Annotated in this window: 11 protein-coding genes; 10 read left to right on the top strand and 1 reads right to left on the bottom strand. The window is 68.9% G+C overall.

Annotated elements, in window-relative coordinates; all coding sequences use genetic code 11:
* Positions 1–42: 42 nt before the first annotated feature.
* Positions 43–2,043: an alpha-glucuronidase gene (locus ACFYWX_RS28750; RefSeq protein ID WP_389427165.1), complete on the bottom strand. Its 2,001-nt coding sequence runs from the start codon at positions 2,041–2,043 to the stop codon at positions 43–45.
* Positions 2,044–2,353: 310 nt separating this feature from the next.
* On the opposite strand from ACFYWX_RS28750, the gene ngcE reads away from it, so the two are divergent.
* The 10 genes from ngcE to ACFYWX_RS28700 all read left to right on the top strand — a co-directional run bounded on the left by ngcE (position 2,354) and on the right by ACFYWX_RS28700 (position 16,003).
* Complete coding sequence (gene ngcE / locus ACFYWX_RS28745; RefSeq protein WP_389427016.1) at positions 2,354–3,802, top strand: N-acetylglucosamine/diacetylchitobiose ABC transporter substrate-binding protein; 1,449 nt, start codon at positions 2,354–2,356, stop codon at positions 3,800–3,802.
* A 69-nt stretch (positions 3,803–3,871) separates the two neighbouring features.
* Positions 3,872–4,807, top strand: coding sequence for a carbohydrate ABC transporter permease (locus ACFYWX_RS28740; protein WP_389427015.1), 936 nt, complete (start codon positions 3,872–3,874; stop codon positions 4,805–4,807).
* 15 nt (positions 4,808–4,822) lie between these two features.
* A complete protein-coding gene (locus ACFYWX_RS28735) occupies positions 4,823–5,746 on the top strand; it encodes a carbohydrate ABC transporter permease (protein WP_389427014.1) in 924 nt (307 codons plus the stop codon).
* Between the two features lie 196 nt (positions 5,747–5,942).
* A complete protein-coding gene (locus ACFYWX_RS28730) occupies positions 5,943–7,142 on the top strand; it encodes an ROK family protein (RefSeq protein ID WP_389427164.1) in 1,200 nt (399 codons plus the stop codon).
* Between the two features lie 136 nt (positions 7,143–7,278).
* Positions 7,279–8,373, top strand: a complete 1,095-nt coding sequence (locus tag ACFYWX_RS28725; protein ID WP_389427013.1) for a sugar ABC transporter substrate-binding protein — start codon at positions 7,279–7,281, stop codon at positions 8,371–8,373.
* 257 nt (positions 8,374–8,630) lie between these two features.
* Positions 8,631–9,422 (top strand): ATP-binding cassette domain-containing protein, encoded by a 792-nt coding sequence (locus ACFYWX_RS28720; protein ID WP_389427012.1) that lies wholly within the window; start codon positions 8,631–8,633, stop codon positions 9,420–9,422.
* Entirely contained in the window at positions 9,419–10,741 is a 1,323-nt protein-coding gene (locus tag ACFYWX_RS28715; protein WP_389427011.1) for a sugar ABC transporter permease, read from the top strand. The genes ACFYWX_RS28720 and ACFYWX_RS28715 overlap by 4 nt, the downstream gene beginning before the upstream one ends.
* A gap of 215 nt (positions 10,742–10,956) precedes the next feature.
* Positions 10,957–12,885 carry a 1-deoxy-D-xylulose-5-phosphate synthase gene (dxs, locus tag ACFYWX_RS28710; RefSeq protein WP_389427010.1) on the top strand — a complete coding sequence of 643 codons (1,929 nt, stop codon included), beginning with the start codon at positions 10,957–10,959 and terminating at the stop codon, positions 12,883–12,885.
* 147 nt (positions 12,886–13,032) lie between these two features.
* On the top strand, positions 13,033–14,556 hold the full coding sequence (locus ACFYWX_RS28705) for an amino acid permease (protein WP_389427009.1): 1,524 nt from the start codon (positions 13,033–13,035) through the stop codon (positions 14,554–14,556).
* A gap of 316 nt (positions 14,557–14,872) precedes the next feature.
* The gene (locus tag ACFYWX_RS28700; protein WP_389427008.1) at positions 14,873–16,003 is read left to right on the top strand and encodes a methyltransferase; all 1,131 of its coding nucleotides are present in this window, start codon (positions 14,873–14,875) and stop codon (positions 16,001–16,003) included.
* The last annotated feature ends 4 nt before the right edge of the window (positions 16,004–16,007 follow it).

Genomic DNA, 16,007 nt, shown 5'->3' with positions numbered 1-16,007 from the left:
TAAGCACCACGATCAGCATCTGTCAGCACGGTTTCCGCGGACTCAGTGGATGTGCCGCCCCCGCGCGTCGGGCACCCCCGACTTCCGGAAGAAGTAGCTGTTGATCTGGTCGCGCCACTCGCGGGCACCGCGGAGCTGCTCCTCGTACCGCTCCGCCACCCGCGCGTGGCGCGCCGGCGTCACGAGGTCCGCGAGCGAGGCCCACACCCGCCGGGCCTGCTCCACCTCGGCCACGCCCTCGAAGTGCGTGTCGTAGATGTGCTGGACGACGCTCGTGCCGCTGTGCAGGACGTGCCCGTACGGCACGTGGTGGAAGAACAGCAGCAGCTCGTCGGGGCAGGTCCGCACGGACTCGTACAGCTCGGCCCACGGTTTGGCGTACTGCGCCGCGTACCCGGTGCCGGTGGCCGCGGTGCGGTCGACGCCGATGCCGTCGCGGTCGGCGAAGTGGTAGGTGCCCCACGGGCTGTACTCGTAGCCGTCGACGCTCGGCCCGTAGTGGTGCCCCGGCTGCACCATGAAGCCGACGCCGAGCGGCACGGTGTACTTCTCGTACGTCCGCCACGACCCGTGGAGCACCGCGCGCAGCCCCTCACGCAGCCGTCCGGGGTCGGTGCTCTCCTCGGGCGGGAACGTCAGGCGGATCCACTCGTCGAGCAGGTCGTGCGGGTCGGCGTCCGGCCGCCAGCCGAGCCGTCCGACGGTGTACAGGTTGGCCTGGGCGAGCGGATGCCCGGTCCAGAAGGGGTCGTCGCCGACGTTGGACACGGCGACCAGACCGCCGGCCAGGTCACCGACGCCGGGCCCGCCGTCCTCCCCGTCGGGCCGGAACCGCAGCACCTCGCTCCACATCGGGCCGAGCCAGCACACGTGCCGCTGCTGCCCGGTGTACTCCTGCGTGGCCTGCACCTCCAGCGCGAGCCGGGTGCGCGGCATGGCCCCGAGCACCGGCGAGACCGGTTCGCGCACCTGGAAGTCCAGGGGCCCGTGCTTGACCTGGAGCACGGCGTTCTCGGCGAACTCCCCGTCCAAGGGGGCGAAGTGGTCGTACGCGGCCCGCGCCCGGTCCGTCGACCGGTCCCGCCAGTCCTGCCGGTGGTCGTAGACGAAGGCACGCCAGCGCACGGTGCCGCCGTGCGGGGCGAGCGCGGCGGCCAGCATGTTCGCGCCGTCGGCGTGACTGCGGCCGTAGGTGAACGGACCGGGCTGGCCCTCGGAGTCGGCCTTCACCACGAACCCGCCGAAGTCCCCGATCGCCTCGTACACCCGTGCGACCGCCGCCGCCCACCACCGGCGCACCCCTTCGTCGAGCGGGTCGGCCGTGGTGAGCCCGCCGAGCACGACCGGCGCGGCGAAGGTGACCGACAGATGCGTCCGGATGCCGTAAGGCCGGAGCGCGTCGGCAAGGGCGGCGACCTCGCCGATCCGGTCGGTGAGCAGACGTGCCTCGGTGGCGTGCACGTTGACGTTGTTGACGGTCACGGCGTTGATCCCGCAGGCCGCGAGCAGTCTGCCGTACGCCCGCACCCGTTCGGTCTCCCCGCGTGCCTCCCCGTCCCGCCAGAAGAGCGAACCGCCCGCGTAGCCGCGTTCCACCTGGCCCATCACCGGGTGCACGGCCACGTTGTCCCAGTGGTCCAGCGCCCGCAGTGCCACCGCCGGCCGGTGCGTCTCGCGCGGCCGCTCGGCGCCGAACGCGGTCTCGCCGAGCCGTACGACGTGGAACAGCCCGTACAGCAGCCCGCGCCCACCGGCCGCGGTGACGGTCGTCGTCCCGCCGACGCGCGCGCACGCGAACCCCTCGTCACCGAGGTCCGGGGCGTCGGCCACTTCCAGCACCAGGTCGTACGGGCCGGTCTCCGCGGCGCGTACCACCTCGCCCCCGAAGCGGGCACAGGCCGCGGCCACCTCGCCGTGCACGGTGTCCACCAGCAGCCCGTCCCCGCGGACCAGGGTGCTACGGCGGCCCAGCGGCCAAAAGGCCTCCGGCGGCAGCCATGCGGGGTCGACACCATCGGGCAGGACGGGCGGCGGCACGGGCAGCGACACGAAAACCCCCTCGGTGATGACCGGACCATTGTGGGACAGGGGACACGGACGGGTCTCCGGCGGCGAGCGGGAATGGCCGAATAAGGACTGTGGAAAGCCCTTTCCCGTGTTTTCGGGAGGTCTCAACTCGGAAAAGACCAGTGGTCAACCTTGCATTCGATCTTGCTCGGTCGGCGGGAAGTGGACTATACCTGTCGGCACTTCACATGATGCGCACTTCCTGCACGACCCTGCTTGACCTGACCGCGGTGCCCGGGAGGATCCGGTTCACCGCCTGAGTCCTGGAGAAGGCGAGGACTTGAGCATGGGATCCACTTCCGCAGACAACCACGGTTCCGGAGGCGTCGGCCGGCGCGATCTGATCAAGCGGTCCGCCGCGCTCGGCCTGGTCACCGTCCCCACGATGAGCTTCCTGTCCGCGTGTGCCAGCGGCGGCGGGGGCGACGAGTCGAACGACAACACCGCAAAGGGCAAGACGTCCAAGGACAACCCGTTCGGCGCCGAGAAGGGCAGCAAACTCGACGTCGTCGTCTTCAAGGGCGGCTACGGCGACGACTACGCCAAGGCGTGGGAGGCCGACTTCAAGACGAAGCTCGGCGTCACCTCCACCCATACCGGCACCCAGGAGATCACCGGCAAGCTGCAGCCCCGCTTCAACGCCGGCAACCCGCCGGACATCGTCGACGACTCCGGCGCGCAGCAGATCAAGGTCGATGTCCTGAACAAGAACGGCCAGCTCCTCGACCTCGCCGAGGTCCTGGACGCGCCGTCGGTCGACGACCCCTCGAAGAAGGTCCGCGACACCCTGATCCCCGGCACGCTCGACCCGGGCACGTTCGAGGGCAAGGTCGTCGCCCTCAACTACATCTACACGGTGTGGGGCCTGTGGTACTCCGGCAAGCTCTTCAAGGAGAAGGGCTGGGAGGAGCCCAAGACCTGGGCGGACTTCCTCGCCGTCTGCCAGGACGCCAAGAAGCAGGGCATCGGCGGCCTCGCCCACCAGGGCAAGTACCCGTACTACATCAACGTCGCCATCATGGACCTGATCGCCAAGACGGGCGGCCTGGACGCCATGAAGGCGATCGACAACCTCGACCCCAAGGCGTTCGTCGGCTCCGAGGCGGCGCAGACGGGCGTCGAGGCGATCTACGAGGTCGTCGAGAAGGGCCTGCTGATGCCCGGTACGAACGGCCTGACCCACACCGAGTCGCAGACCCGCTGGAACCAGTACAAGGCCGCGTTCATCACCAGTGGCTCCTGGCTGGAGAACGAGCAGCTCAAGACGACGCCGACCGACTTCGACATGAAGTTCATGCCGATGCCGCTGCTGCCCGGCAGCAAGCTGCCCTTCGAGGCGATCCGGGCCGGCGCCGGCGAGCCCTTCATCATCCCGGCGAAGGCGAAGAACCTGCCCGCGGCCAAGGAGTTCATGCGGCGCATGCTCTCCAAGGAGTGGTCGACGCTGTTCGCCAAGGAGGCGAACTCGCTGACGATCCTGAAGGACGGCGTGGATCCGAGTGTGCAACTGCGCCCGGGGACGCAGTCGACGGTCGAGGCGTCCAAGGCGGCGGGGGACAACACGTTCCGCTACATGTACGTCGACTGGTACAGCGAGATGGGTGCCGCCCTCGAGGCCGCGTCCAACGAGCTGATGGCCAAGCGCATCCAGCCGAAGGAGTGGCTGAAGCGGGCGCAGGCGGCGGTGGACAAGCAGGCGAAGGATCCGGCCTCCAAGAAGAACCACCGGGACTGACCGTATGCCGTATCCCGGGCCGGAACCCCTTCCGGCCCGGGAGAGGACACCCAGGGGCAGGAATAGCCAATGCGCAAAGGGCAGTACCGCTTCGTCGCGGGGTTTCTGTTCGTTCCCGTGGCGCTTTATCTGATCTTCGTGATCTGGCCGTACATCCAGACGTTCGGCTATTCGCTGACCGACTGGAAGGGGCAGTCGCAGACCTTCAATTTCGTCGGCCTGGACAACTACCGGGCGTTGTTGCAGGACGACGTCTTCCAGCAGGCCATCTGGCACAACATCCAGTTCCTCGTGTTCGTCCCGGTGATCACCATTCTGCTCGCGCTGTTCTTCGCCTTCATGGTGAACGCGGGCGGACGCGGCCGCGCCGGCGGGGTCAGCGGGGTCGCCGGATCCAAGTTCTACAAGATCATCTACTTCTTCCCGCAGGTACTGTCGCTGGCGATCGTCGCGGTGCTGTTCAACGCGGTGTACCGCAGCGACGGCGGCGGCATGCTCAACGGCCTCCTCATCAAGCTCGGGCTGGTCGACGCGAACAACCCCGTCGAATGGCTGAACGAGCCGGGGTTCGTGCGCTGGGCGCTGATCGTGGTCGTCGTCTGGCACGGCGTCGGCTTCTACCTGGTGCTGTTCTCCGCCGCCATGCAGTCCATCCCGAGGGACATCTACGAGGCCGCCCTCATCGACGGAGCGAGCCGCACCCAGTCCTTCTTCCGCATCACGCTGCCGCTGCTGTGGGACAGCGTGCAGACCGCCTGGGTGTACCTGGGCATCGTGGCGATGGACATGTTCGTGCTGGTCGCCTCCATGACCCAGAACATGGGCGCCTACGGCGGCGGTCCCGACCACGCCAGTGACGTCATGTCGTCCGTGATGATGCGCAACTTCCTCTACTTCGGGAAGAGCGGCTACGCCTGCGCCATGGGCGTGGTCATGCTGCTGCTCACCCTCGTCCTGTCCGTGGTCACGCTGCGCGCCACCCGCCGCGAGCGCGTCGAGTTCTGAGCGAGAGAGACGACGATGAGCGCACCCATCAAGGAGACCGCGGCCGTCCCCGCCCCACGGCCCGTGGACAAGACCCCGCCCCACCCCGGCGAGCGGCGCGGCGAGGGCGTCGCACTGAACGTGTTCTCGCACGGCTTCCTCGCCCTGTGGGCCCTGCTGATCGTGCTGCCACTGCTGTGGCTGGTGCTCAGCTCCTTCAAGACCGACGTGCAGATCGGCGGTTCGGCCTTCGGCTGGCCGCAGCACTGGTCCCTCGACGTCTTCTCCCGGGCCTGGGACAAGGGCATCGGGGACTACTTCCTCAACACCGTCATCGTGCTGGTCTTCTCGGTGCCGCTGACGATGCTGTTCGGGTCCATGGCCGCGTACGTGCTGGCCCGTTACCAGTTCTGGGGCAACCGGTTCCTGTACTACTTCTTCGTCGCGGGCGCGATGTTCCCGGTGTTCCTGGCGCTGGTGCCGTTGTTCTTCATGGTCAAGCGCCTCGACATGCTGAACACCTTCCAGGGCCTGATCCTGGTCTACGTCGCCTACTCGATGCCGTTCACGGTCTTCTTCATGCACTCGTTCTTCCGGACCCTGCCCACGGCGGTCTTCGAGGCGGCGATCCTGGACGGTGCTTCGCATACGCGTACGTTCTTTCAGGTGATGCTTCCGATCGCGAAGCCGGGTCTGGTCAGCGTCGGCATCTTCAACACCCTGGGCCAGTGGAACCAGTTCATCCTGCCGACGGTTCTCATGCAGCCGCAGAGCGGCGACGATCCGGAGCGCTATGTCCTCACCCAGGGCCTCATCCAGCTCCAGCAGCAGATGGGGTACGCCTCCGACCTGCCGGTCCTCTTCGCGGGCGTGACCATCGCGATGATCCCGATGCTGGTCGTGTACCTGTCCTTCCAGCGCCAGGTGCAGGCGGGTCTGACGTCGGCCACGCTCAAGTAGCGCCCTTCGCGTAGCGCTCCGCAGCCGTCCGAACGCGCGCCGTTCCCGACCCGGGGACGGCGCTCGGCGCTGTGTGCAACCACCTGGAAAGTGTTCAACCTCTTGACGGGAGGCGACCCGAACGGCTCAGCTTAGAGTTCACTAGTTGGACATGGACGGGGCCTCATCGCTGCGGTCCCGCACGCAGGAGGTCGTCGTGGAGACTCCGGGGTCGCAGTCATCGCTGCACCGAGCCAACCTGGAGCGGGTCGTACGAGCAGTGCGGCTGGCCGGGTCCCTCACGCAGGCCGAGATCGCCAGGACGACGGGACTGTCCGCGGCGACGGTCTCCAATATCGTCCGGGAGTTGAAGGACGGCGGGACGGTCGAGGTCACGCCCACCTCGGCGGGTGGCCGCCGGGCCCGCGCCGTCTCCCTGAGCGGGGACGCGGGCATCGTCATAGGGGTCGACTTCGGGCACACCCATTTGCGCGTCGCGGTCGGGAACCTCGCCCACCAGGTGCTCGCCGAGGAGTCCGAGCCGCTCGACGTGGACGCCTCCGCGACACAGGGCTTCGACCGGGCGGAGGAGCTGGTCAATCGCCTGATCGCCGCCACCGGCATCGACGATTCCAAGATCGCCGGAGTGGGCCTGGGCGTCCCCGGCCCCATCGACGTCGAGTCGGGCACCCTGGGCTCGACCGCCATCCTGCCCGGCTGGACCGGCAGCAAGCCGGCCGAGGAGCTGCGCGGGCGGCTCGGCGTGCCCGTCCACGTGGACAACGACGCCAACCTCGGCGCCCTCGGTGAGCTGGTCTGGGGCAGCGGCAGAGGCGTGCGTGATCTTGCTTACATCAAGGTCTCCAGCGGTGTCGGCGCAGGTCTGGTGATCGACGGGAAGATCTACCGCGGCCCGGGTGGCACCGCAGGGGAAATCGGACATATTACTCTTGATGAGTCCGGTCCGGTCTGCCGCTGCGGAAACCGCGGCTGCCTGGAGACCTTCACGGCCGCGCGCTACGTGCTGCCGCTCCTCCAGTCCAGCCACGGCACCGATCTGACCATGGAGGGCGTGGTGCGGCTGGCCAGGGACGGAGACCCGGGCTGCCGTCGGGTGATCGCCGACGTCGGCCGACATATCGGCAGTGGAGTAGCGAACCTTTGTAACTTGCTGAACCCGAGCCGAGTCGTCCTGGGCGGTGATCTCGCCGAGGCCGGCGAGCTCGTCCTTGGTCCGATCAGGGAGTCCGTCGGCCGCTACGCGATCCCCAGCGCCGCGCGCCAACTGTCCGTTCTCCCGGGGGCACTTGGTGGTCGCGCGGAGGTACTCGGAGCGCTCGCCCTCGCACTGAGCGAAATGGGCGATTCGACCCTTCTGGACGGTACGCTGACCGCCGCGGCGCCCGCCTTCACCTAGAGAACGAATAACGCCGTTGCCATCTCGTTAAGTATTTACTTCTTGACGTCGCACGTGCAGCCGAGTTGACTTCCAGCCACCTCGGCCGCAGCGCTGCGGCCTCGTCAGGGAGGCACACCCCGAAATGAACGCAACGATGCGTAGAGTCGTGATCGGTACGGCCGCGGTTTCGCTGGCCCTGTCCGTGGCCGCCTGCGGCAAGGCCGGCGACAAGGACTCCGACAGCGGCAGCACGTCGAGCGGCGGCGGAGGCGACAAGACCATCGGTCTGCTGCTGCCGGACAGCGTCACCGCGCGCTACGAGAAGTTCGACAAGCCGTACTTCGAGGCCAAGACCAAGGAGCTCTGCTCCGACTGCAAGGTCGAGTACGCGAACGCCGCCGGTGACGCGGGCAAGCAGGCCCAGCAGGTCAGCAGCATGATCACCAAGGGCGTGAAGGTCATTGTGATCTCCGCCCAGGACTCTGCCGCGATCAAGTCCTCGATCCAGTCCGCGGTCAACAAGGGCATCAAGGTCGTCGCCTACGACCGCCTCGCGCAGGGCCCGGTCTCCGCGTACGTCTCCTTCGACAACGTCAAGGTCGGCGAGCTCCAGGGCCAGGCGCTGCTCGACGCGCTGGGCTCCAAGGCGACCCCGAAGTCGAAGGTCGTCATGATCAACGGTGACGACGCCGACCCGAACGCCGGTCAGTTCAAGCAAGGCGCCCACAAGGCCCTCGACGGCAAGGTCGACATCGCCTACGAGCAGTCCGGCCTCTGGAAGGACACGGTCGCCGCGCAGAAGGTGTCCGCGGCCATCACCCAGCTCGGTGCCAAGAACATCGCGGGCGTCTACGCCGCCAACGACGGCATGGCCGGTGGTATCGCCAACACCCTCAAGGGCGCCGGCATCAGCGGCATCCCGCTGACCGGTCAGGACGCGGAGCTCGCGGGCATCCAGCGCATCGTCGCCGGCACCCAGTCCTCCACCGTCTACAAGGCCTTCAAGCCCGAGGCGGACGCCGCCGCCCAGCTCGCGGTCAACCTGCTCGAGGGCAAGGACATCAAGTCCCTCGCCGCCGAGACGCTGACCAGCGGCTCCGGCGACAAGGTGCCCTCCCAGCTGCTGACCCCGGTGTCGGTCACCAAGGCCAACATCAAGGACACGGTGATCAAGGACAAGCTGTACACCGTCCAGGACATCTGCACCGCTGACTACGCCGCCGCCTGCAAGAAGGCCGGCCTGCAGTAAGGCTCGCTCCGCGAGCACCGGCCCGAGCCCGCCACAGGGCTCGGGCCCCACGACCGCCCGGCGGTCCCGCGAACCCCTCCGACGCCCGTCCCACCTTCCACCCCGCTGCGGGGCGGGCGTCGGCGGAAACCGTTGCCATCGGCAGCGGGTTCGCCCATGTTCATCTTGTAAACCTTGTGCGCAAACGCGGGGCGTTGCGCACATCCCTCCGCGCATGTCCCAAGCGCGGCATCCCCGCCGGTCAGGCGGCGAAGGAGATGGTTCACGTGTCCGCTACGCCCGTGCTGGCGTTGCGCGGAGTCTCCAAGCGATTCGGTGCGGTGCAGGCACTCACCGAGGTCGAACTGGAGGTCCACGCCGGAGAAGTCGTCGCCCTGGTCGGCGACAACGGCGCAGGAAAGTCCACCCTGGTCAAGACGATCGCGGGTGTCCACCCCATCGATGAGGGCGTCATCGAGTGGGAGGGCAGGCCGGTCAGCATCAACAAGCCGCACGACGCCCAGGGACTCGGCGTCGCGACGGTCTACCAGGACCTCGCGCTGTGCGACAACCTCGACGTGGTCGGCAACCTCTACCTCGGGCGTGAGCTGCTGCACCGCGGCGTCATCGACGAGGTGTCGATGGAGAAGAACGCCCGCGAGCTGCTGAGCACGCTCTCCATCCGCATCCCGAGCGTGCGCATCCCGATCGCCAGCCTCTCCGGCGGCCAGCGCCAGGTCGTGGCGATCGCCCGCGCCCTGATCGGCGACCCCAAGGTCGTGATCCTCGACGAGCCCACCGCCGCTCTCGGCGTCGAGCAGACCGCCCAGGTCCTCGACCTGGTCGAGCGGCTGCGCGAGCGCGACCTCGGCGTCATCCTCATCAGCCACAACATGGCCGACGTCAAGGCGGTCGCGGACACCGTCGCCGTCCTGCGCCTGGGCAAGAACAACGGCTCCTTCTCTGTGAAGGACACCAGCCACGAAGAGATCATCGCCGCGATCACGGGCGCCACGGAGAACGCCGTGACCCGTCGTGCGGGGCGTCGCAGCGCGGAGGCGGCAAAGTGAGTGACACGTCCAAGACGGTGAAGTCGGACGTCGAGGTGGAGAAGCAGTCCACCGTGGCGCCCGCCGACGACCCCACGGCCGCGCCGGTCTCCGTCGTCGACCCCCGGCTGCTGGTCCGCGAGGAGGGCCTCAAGGGCTACCTCACGGAGTTCAAGCGCAAGATCAAGGGTGGCGAGCTGGGCTCGCTGCCGGTCTTCATCGGCCTGATCGTCATCTGGACGATCTTCCAGCTGCAGAACGACCGCTTCCTCAGCGCCGACAACCTGTCGAACATCAGCTACTTCATGGCGGCCACCGGCATGCTCGCCATCGGCCTGGTGTTCGTGCTGCTGCTCGGTGAGATCGACCTCTCGGTCGGCTCGGTCAGCGGCCTGGCCTCCACGCTGTTCGCGGTGTTCGTGGTCGACCACACCATGAACGCGTGGCTGTCCCTGGTGCTGACCATCCTCACCGGTATCGCCATCGGCGCGCTGCACGGCTGGTTCTTCGCGAAGATCGGCGTACCCGCGTTCGTCGTGACCCTGGCCGGCTTCCTCGGCTGGAACGGTCTGATGCTGTGGCTGCTCGGCTCCAGCGGCACGATCAACATCCCGGCCGAGAAGGGTCCGGTGCACCTGCTCGGCCAGAACTCCTTCTTCATGGACCAGGCCATCATCGGTGCGTACATCCTGGCCGGTCTCGGTGTGCTGTCCATGCTCTTCGGCTCGTTCAGCGAGCAGCGCCGACGGCGTGCGGCGGGTGTGCCGTTCCGGCCCACCAGCGAGATCCTGATCCGCGTGGGCGCGCTCGCTGTCGCCTCGTTCGCCGCTGCGGCCGTGCTGAACAACGCCGCGGGTGTGTCCAACGCGCTGGTCATCTTCCTGGCGGCGCTGGTGATCGTGGACTTCGTGCTGCGTCGTACGACGTACGGGCGGAAGGTGTTCGCGGTCGGTGGCGGCATCGAGGCGGCTCGGCGTGCGGGTATCAACGTGCCGCTGGTGCGGATCACGGTGTTCGCGATCTCGGGTGGGTTCGCCGCGGTGGGCGGCATGTTCTTCGCGGGGCAGACCGCGAGTGCGACGCTCAATGCCGGCGGCGGCAACACGCTGATGCTTGCGATTGCGGCGGCCGTTATCGGTGGTACGTCGCTGTTCGGTGGGCGTGGGTCTGTGTGGTCGGCGCTGCTGGGCATGCTGGTGATTCAGTCGATCCAGACCGGTCTGGACCTGCTGAACATGAACACGTCGATCCAGTACATGATCACTGGTGCGGTTCTGCTGGGTGCGGTGGTTATCGACTCCGTGTCCCGTAGGAGCCAGAAGGCTGCGGGGCGCGCGTAGCGCGTAGCGCCGCGGGGGTGCGGTGGTATTGCGGGTGCCGGTCCGTTGTGGCTGGTCGCGCAGTTCCCCGCGCCCCTGAGGGTGCTGCAGTCACGCCCGCTTGAAAGAACTGTGCCCGGTACCCCATGGGTGCCGGGCATTGTCGTGCCGTCGGAAACATTAGACTCGACGAGCCCGGCGAATGCTCGAACAGCTCTACTGCAAGGAGGCACGGGGTGCCGATGCTGACCCGCATCAGGGGACCGCGCGATCTGGACCGGCTCAGCCTGGAGGAGCTGGACCAGCTGGCAGAGGAGATCCGGGGCTTTCTGGTCGAGGCCGTCTCCAAGACCGGTGGCCACCTCGGCCCCAACCTCGGCGTGGTCGAGCTCACCATCGCGCTGCACCGGGTCTTCGAGTCGCCGAAGGACAGGGTGCTGTGGGACACCGGTCACCAGTCCTACGTGCACAAGCTGCTCACCGGGCGTCAGGACTTCTCCAAGCTGAAGAAGAAGGGCGGCCTGTCGGGCTACCCCTCGCAGGCCGAGTCCGAGCACGACGTCATCGAGAACAGCCACGCCTCGACGGTCCTCGGCTGGGCCGACGGCATCGCGAAGGCCAACCAGCTGCTCGAACGCGACAGCCACGTCGTCGCCGTCATCGGTGACGGCGCCCTCACCGGCGGCATGGCCTGGGAGGCGCTCAACAACATCGCCGAGGCCAAGGACCGCCCGCTCGTCATCGTCGTCAACGACAACGAGCGGTCGTACGCCCCGACCATCGGCGGCCTCGCCAACCACCTGGCGACGCTGCGCACGACCGACGGCTACGAGCGCTTCCTCGCCCGTACGAAGGACATCCTCGACCGCACCCCGGTCGTCGGAAAGCCGCTGTACGAGACGCTGCACGGAGCCAAGAAGGGGCTCAAGGACTTCATCGCGCCCCAGGGCATGTTCGAGGACCTCGGGCTGAAGTACGTCGGGCCGATCGACGGGCACGACATCGAGGCGCTGGAGTCGGCGCTCGCGCGGGCCAAGCGGTTCGGCGGCCCCGTCATCGTGCACTGCCTCACCGAGAAGGGCCGCGGCTACCAGCCCGCCCTCCAGGACGAGGCCGACCGCTTCCACGGCATCGGCCCCATCCATCCCGACACCGGCCTGCCGGTCAAGGCCTCGGGCGCCGACTGGACCTCCGTCTTCGGCGACGAGATGGTCCGGCTCGGCAAGGAGCGCGAGGACATCGTGGCGATCACGGCGGCGATGCTGCAGCCGGTCGGCCTGAAGAAGTTCGCGGACGCCTTCCCGGAGAGGATCTACGACGTCGGCATCGCGGAGCAGCACGGCGCGGTGTCCGCGGCGGGCCTGGCGACGGGTGGGCTGCACCCCGTCTTCGCCGTCTACGCCACCTTCCTCAACCGTGCCTTCGACCAGGTGCTGATGGACGTGGCGCTGCACCGGTGCGGGGTCACCTTCGTTCTGGACCGCGCCGGTGTCACCGGCACCGACGGTGCCTCGCACAACGGCATGTGGGACATGTCGATCCTCCAGGTGGTGCCCGGGCTGCGGCTGGCCGCCCCGCGTGACGCCGACCAGGTGCGCGCGCAGCTGCGCGAGGCCGTCGCCGTCGAGGACGCGCCGACCGTCGTGCGCTTCTCGAAGGGCGCCGTCGGCCCCGCCGTACCGGCCGTGGGACGTGTCGGCGGCATGGACGTGCTGCGCGAACCGGGGACGGACCGGCCCGACGTGCTTCTCGTGTCGGTGGGTGCCCTGGCGCCCATGTGCCTGGAGATCGCCGGCCTGCTCGACCAGCAGGGCATCTCCACCACCGTCGTCGACCCGCGCTGGGTCAAGCCCGTCGACGAGGCCATGGCCCCGCTCGCCGAGCGGCACCGGGTGGTCGTCACCGTCGAGGACAACTCCCGCGTCGGCGGCGTCGGCTCGGCGATCGCCCAGGCCCTGCGCGACGCGGGCGTCGACGTCCCGCTGCGTGACTTCGGCATCCCGCCCCGCTTCCTCGACCACGCCTCCCGCGCCGAGGTCATGGCGGAGATCGGTCTGACCGCCCCCGACATCGCCCGCCAGGTCACCGGCCTGGTCTCCAAGCTGGACGGCAGGTTCGAAAGCACGGCCGCCGAGGTCGACTCCGTGCAGCCCGCGCGCGACTGACGCGACACGGCACGTCCGGATGGGCCGGTCCCGCCACTCTTTGCAGTGGCGAGACCGGCCCGTTTGCGTGAATCCGCCCGCGCCGGGGCATACGCAGTACGCCCCCTCTCGATCATGTCGAGGACGACAAGCGTGGGAGGTAGACCCGTGAGCAGCACCCTCTTCCGGACGAAGAAGGTCGAGCAGTCCATCCTCGATACCGAGGAGCCAGAACACGCGCTCAAGAAGTCCTTGTCCGCGCTGGACCTGACCGTCTTCGGCGTCGGCGTCATCATCGGCACCGGCATCTTCGTCCTCACCGGCACGGTCGCCAAGGACAACGCCGGCCCCGCCGTCGCCCTGGCCTTCGTCGCGGCCGGGGTCGCCTGCGCGCTCGCCGCGCTCTGCTACGCCGAGTTCGCCTCCACGGTCCCGGTGGCCGGCTCGGCGTACACCTTCTCCTACGCCTCCATCGGTGAGTTTCCCGCCTGGATCATCGGCTGGGACCTGGTCCTGGAGTTCGCGCTGGGCACCGCGGTGGTCGCCGTCGGCTGGTCCGGCTACATCGCCTCGCTCCTCGACAACGCCGGCTGGCACCTGCCGGCGTCGCTCAGCGGGAGAGAGGGGGCCGACGGCTTCGGCTTCGACATCCTCGCGGCCGCCCTCGTCCTGGTGCTGACCGTCATCCTCGTGATCGGCACGAAGCTCTCCGCGCGGGTCACCTCCGTCGTGGTCGCCATCAAGGTGACCGTCGTCCTCACCGTGATCATCGCGGGCGCCTTCTTCATCCACGGCGAGAACTACGACCCGTTCATCCCGAAGGCGCAGGAAGTGCCGGCGGGCAGCAGTCTCGACTCCCCGCTCATCCAGCTGATGTTCGGCTGGGCGCCCTCCAACTTCGGCGTGATGGGCATCTTCACCGCCGCCTCCGTCGTCTTCTTCGCGTTCATCGGCTTCGACGTCGTCGCCACGGCCGCCGAGGAGACCAAAAACCCGCAGCGTGACATGCCCCGAGGCATCCTCGGCTCCCTGGTCATCTGCACGGTCCTGTACGTCGCCGTGTCGATCGTCGTCACCGGGATGGAGCACTACACCAAGCTGTCCGTGAGCGCCCCGCTCGCCGACGCCTTCAAGGCCACCGGGCACCCCTGGTTCGCCGGCTTCATCAGCTTCGGCGCCGCCGTCGGCCTGACGACCGTCTGCATGATCCTGCTCCTCGGCCAGACCCGGGTCTTCTTCGCGATGAGCCGTGACGGACTGCTGCCCCGGTTCTTCTCCCGCGTCCACCCCCGGTTCAAGACCCCGCACCGGCCGACCATCCTGCTCGGCGTGCTCATCGCGATCCTGGCCGGCTTCACCAGCCTCAGCGAACTCGCCGAGCTGGTGAACATCGGCACGCTGTTCGCCTTCATCGTCGTCGCGATCGGCGTGATCGTCCTGCGCCGCACCCGCCCCGACCTGCCCCGCGCCTTCCGCACCCCCTGGGTTCCGGTCATCCCGATCCTGTCGGTGTGCGCCTCCCTGTGGCTGATGCTGAACCTGCCGGCCGAGACCTGGCTGCGCTTCGGCATCTGGATGGTGGTCGGCTTCGTCGTCTACTTCCTCTACGGCCGCTCCCACAGCCGTCTCGGACGGCACGAGGAGACCATGGCCGCCGGGGTCAACGGCCCCCCGGACGGCACCGCCTCCTAGCTGACCGACCGGCCCTGCTTCCAGGCCCCGTGCGTCACGCTCCGGCGTGGACGTACGGGGCCGGACCATGTGCAGGGGCGCGGGTGCACTAGGCTGCCGACCCGCGACCCCGTATCCCGGAAAGGGCCGGTCATGACACTCGGCATGGTTCTCGGCGACCGCCGCTCCCGCGCTTCGACGCGGACGCGGTAGCCGCCACCAGCCCTCTTTCCCTCACGCCCGACCCGCTCAGCCGGTCGGGTGGCGGTCGCGCCTGCTTCTCGTCCCGTCGAAGTGCTCTTCGTGTCACTGCACTCACGACCACGAGGAGTACGTGGTGTCCACTCTCCACTGGACCGAGGACCACACCCCCCGTTCCGCCCGCTGGCACTCCGAGAACGGCACCCCCGCGCCCCGCCGGACCGTCCTCGCCGACGACCGTACGAAGGCCGCCACCGCCCACCGCCTGGCCCGCGAGGGCACCGCCCTGCTCTGGCGGGGCGACTACCACAACGCCCGCCGCCTGCTCGCGGCCATAAGCCGCCGCACCGACCGCACACCGTCCCGCCCCGGCGCCACCCTCGCCGACGCCTTCCATCTGGAGCGCCGCGCTCGCGGGCACCGCGCCCGTGTCCTCGGCCGGCTGCTGGTCCTCCTGGAGGACGACCACACCCTGTCCCTGCGCCGGGCCCCCGACGTCCGCGAGGCCTGCCGTCAGGCGTACGGCCCGCCGACGGGACCCTCGATGGTCTCCCTCAGGGAACTGCTCGGGGTGATCGGCGCCCATCAGTGGCGTACGAAGGGAGTCGACGTACCGGCGCTGGGCGCCCGGATCCATCCGCACTACGGCGTGTTCTCACCGGTCAGGGGCGAGTACGTCGACCTCGTCGCGCGGGCGCCGCTGCCCCCGGCGCTGCGGCACGGCCCCGGCACGGCGTTCGACCTCGGCACCGGGACCGGCGTCCTCGCGGCGGTGCTGGCCCGCCGGGGCGTACGGCGTGTCGTGGCGACCGACATCGCTCCCCGGGCCCTCGCCTGTGCCGAGGACAACGTCCAAAGGCTCGGGCTGTCCGGCCGGGTCGACGTGGTGGGCCCCTGCCTGTTCCCCGAGGGGCGGGCCGGGCTCGTGGTGTGCAACCCGCCCTGGCTTCCCGCCCGTCCGAGCAGTGCCCTGGAGCAGGGCGTCTACGACCCCGACGGCGCCATGCTCCACGGCTTCCTCGCAGAGCTGTCCGACCGCCTCCTGCCGGGCGGAGAGGGCTGGCTCGTCCTGTCGGACCTGGCCGAGCACCTCGGGCTGCGGACGCGCGGACAGTTGCTCGGCGCCTTCGAGGCGGCCCGGCTGCGGGTGGCGGACCGTATCGACGCCGCACCGCGCCATCCGCGCGCCCGCGACACCAGCGACCCGCTGCATGCCGCCCGCGCGGCGGAGACGACGTCTCTGTGGCGGCTGGCTTCGGGGGAGTGAAGAG

The sequence above is a fragment of the Streptomyces sp. NPDC002888 genome, assembly GCF_042888465.1.
GTDB lineage: Bacteria > Actinomycetota > Actinomycetes > Streptomycetales > Streptomycetaceae > Streptomyces.
The sequence above is the reverse complement of the archived record's forward strand: the minus strand, read 5'-3'. Positions and strand labels throughout refer to the sequence as shown.

What these genes read in the sequence shown, in the direction of transcription:
- ngcE (WP_389427016.1), top strand. Translation starts at nt 2,354, where the DNA reads ATGGGATCCACTTCCGCAGACAACCACGGTTCCGGAGGCGTCGGCCGG.
- ACFYWX_RS28740 (WP_389427015.1), top strand. Translation starts at nt 3,872, where the DNA reads ATGCGCAAAGGGCAGTACCGCTTCGTCGCGGGGTTTCTGTTCGTTCCC.
- ACFYWX_RS28735 (WP_389427014.1), top strand. Translation starts at nt 4,823, where the DNA reads ATGAGCGCACCCATCAAGGAGACCGCGGCCGTCCCCGCCCCACGGCCC.
- ACFYWX_RS28725 (WP_389427013.1), top strand. Translation starts at nt 7,279, where the DNA reads ATGCGTAGAGTCGTGATCGGTACGGCCGCGGTTTCGCTGGCCCTGTCC.
- ACFYWX_RS28720 (WP_389427012.1), top strand. Translation starts at nt 8,631, where the DNA reads ATGGTTCACGTGTCCGCTACGCCCGTGCTGGCGTTGCGCGGAGTCTCC.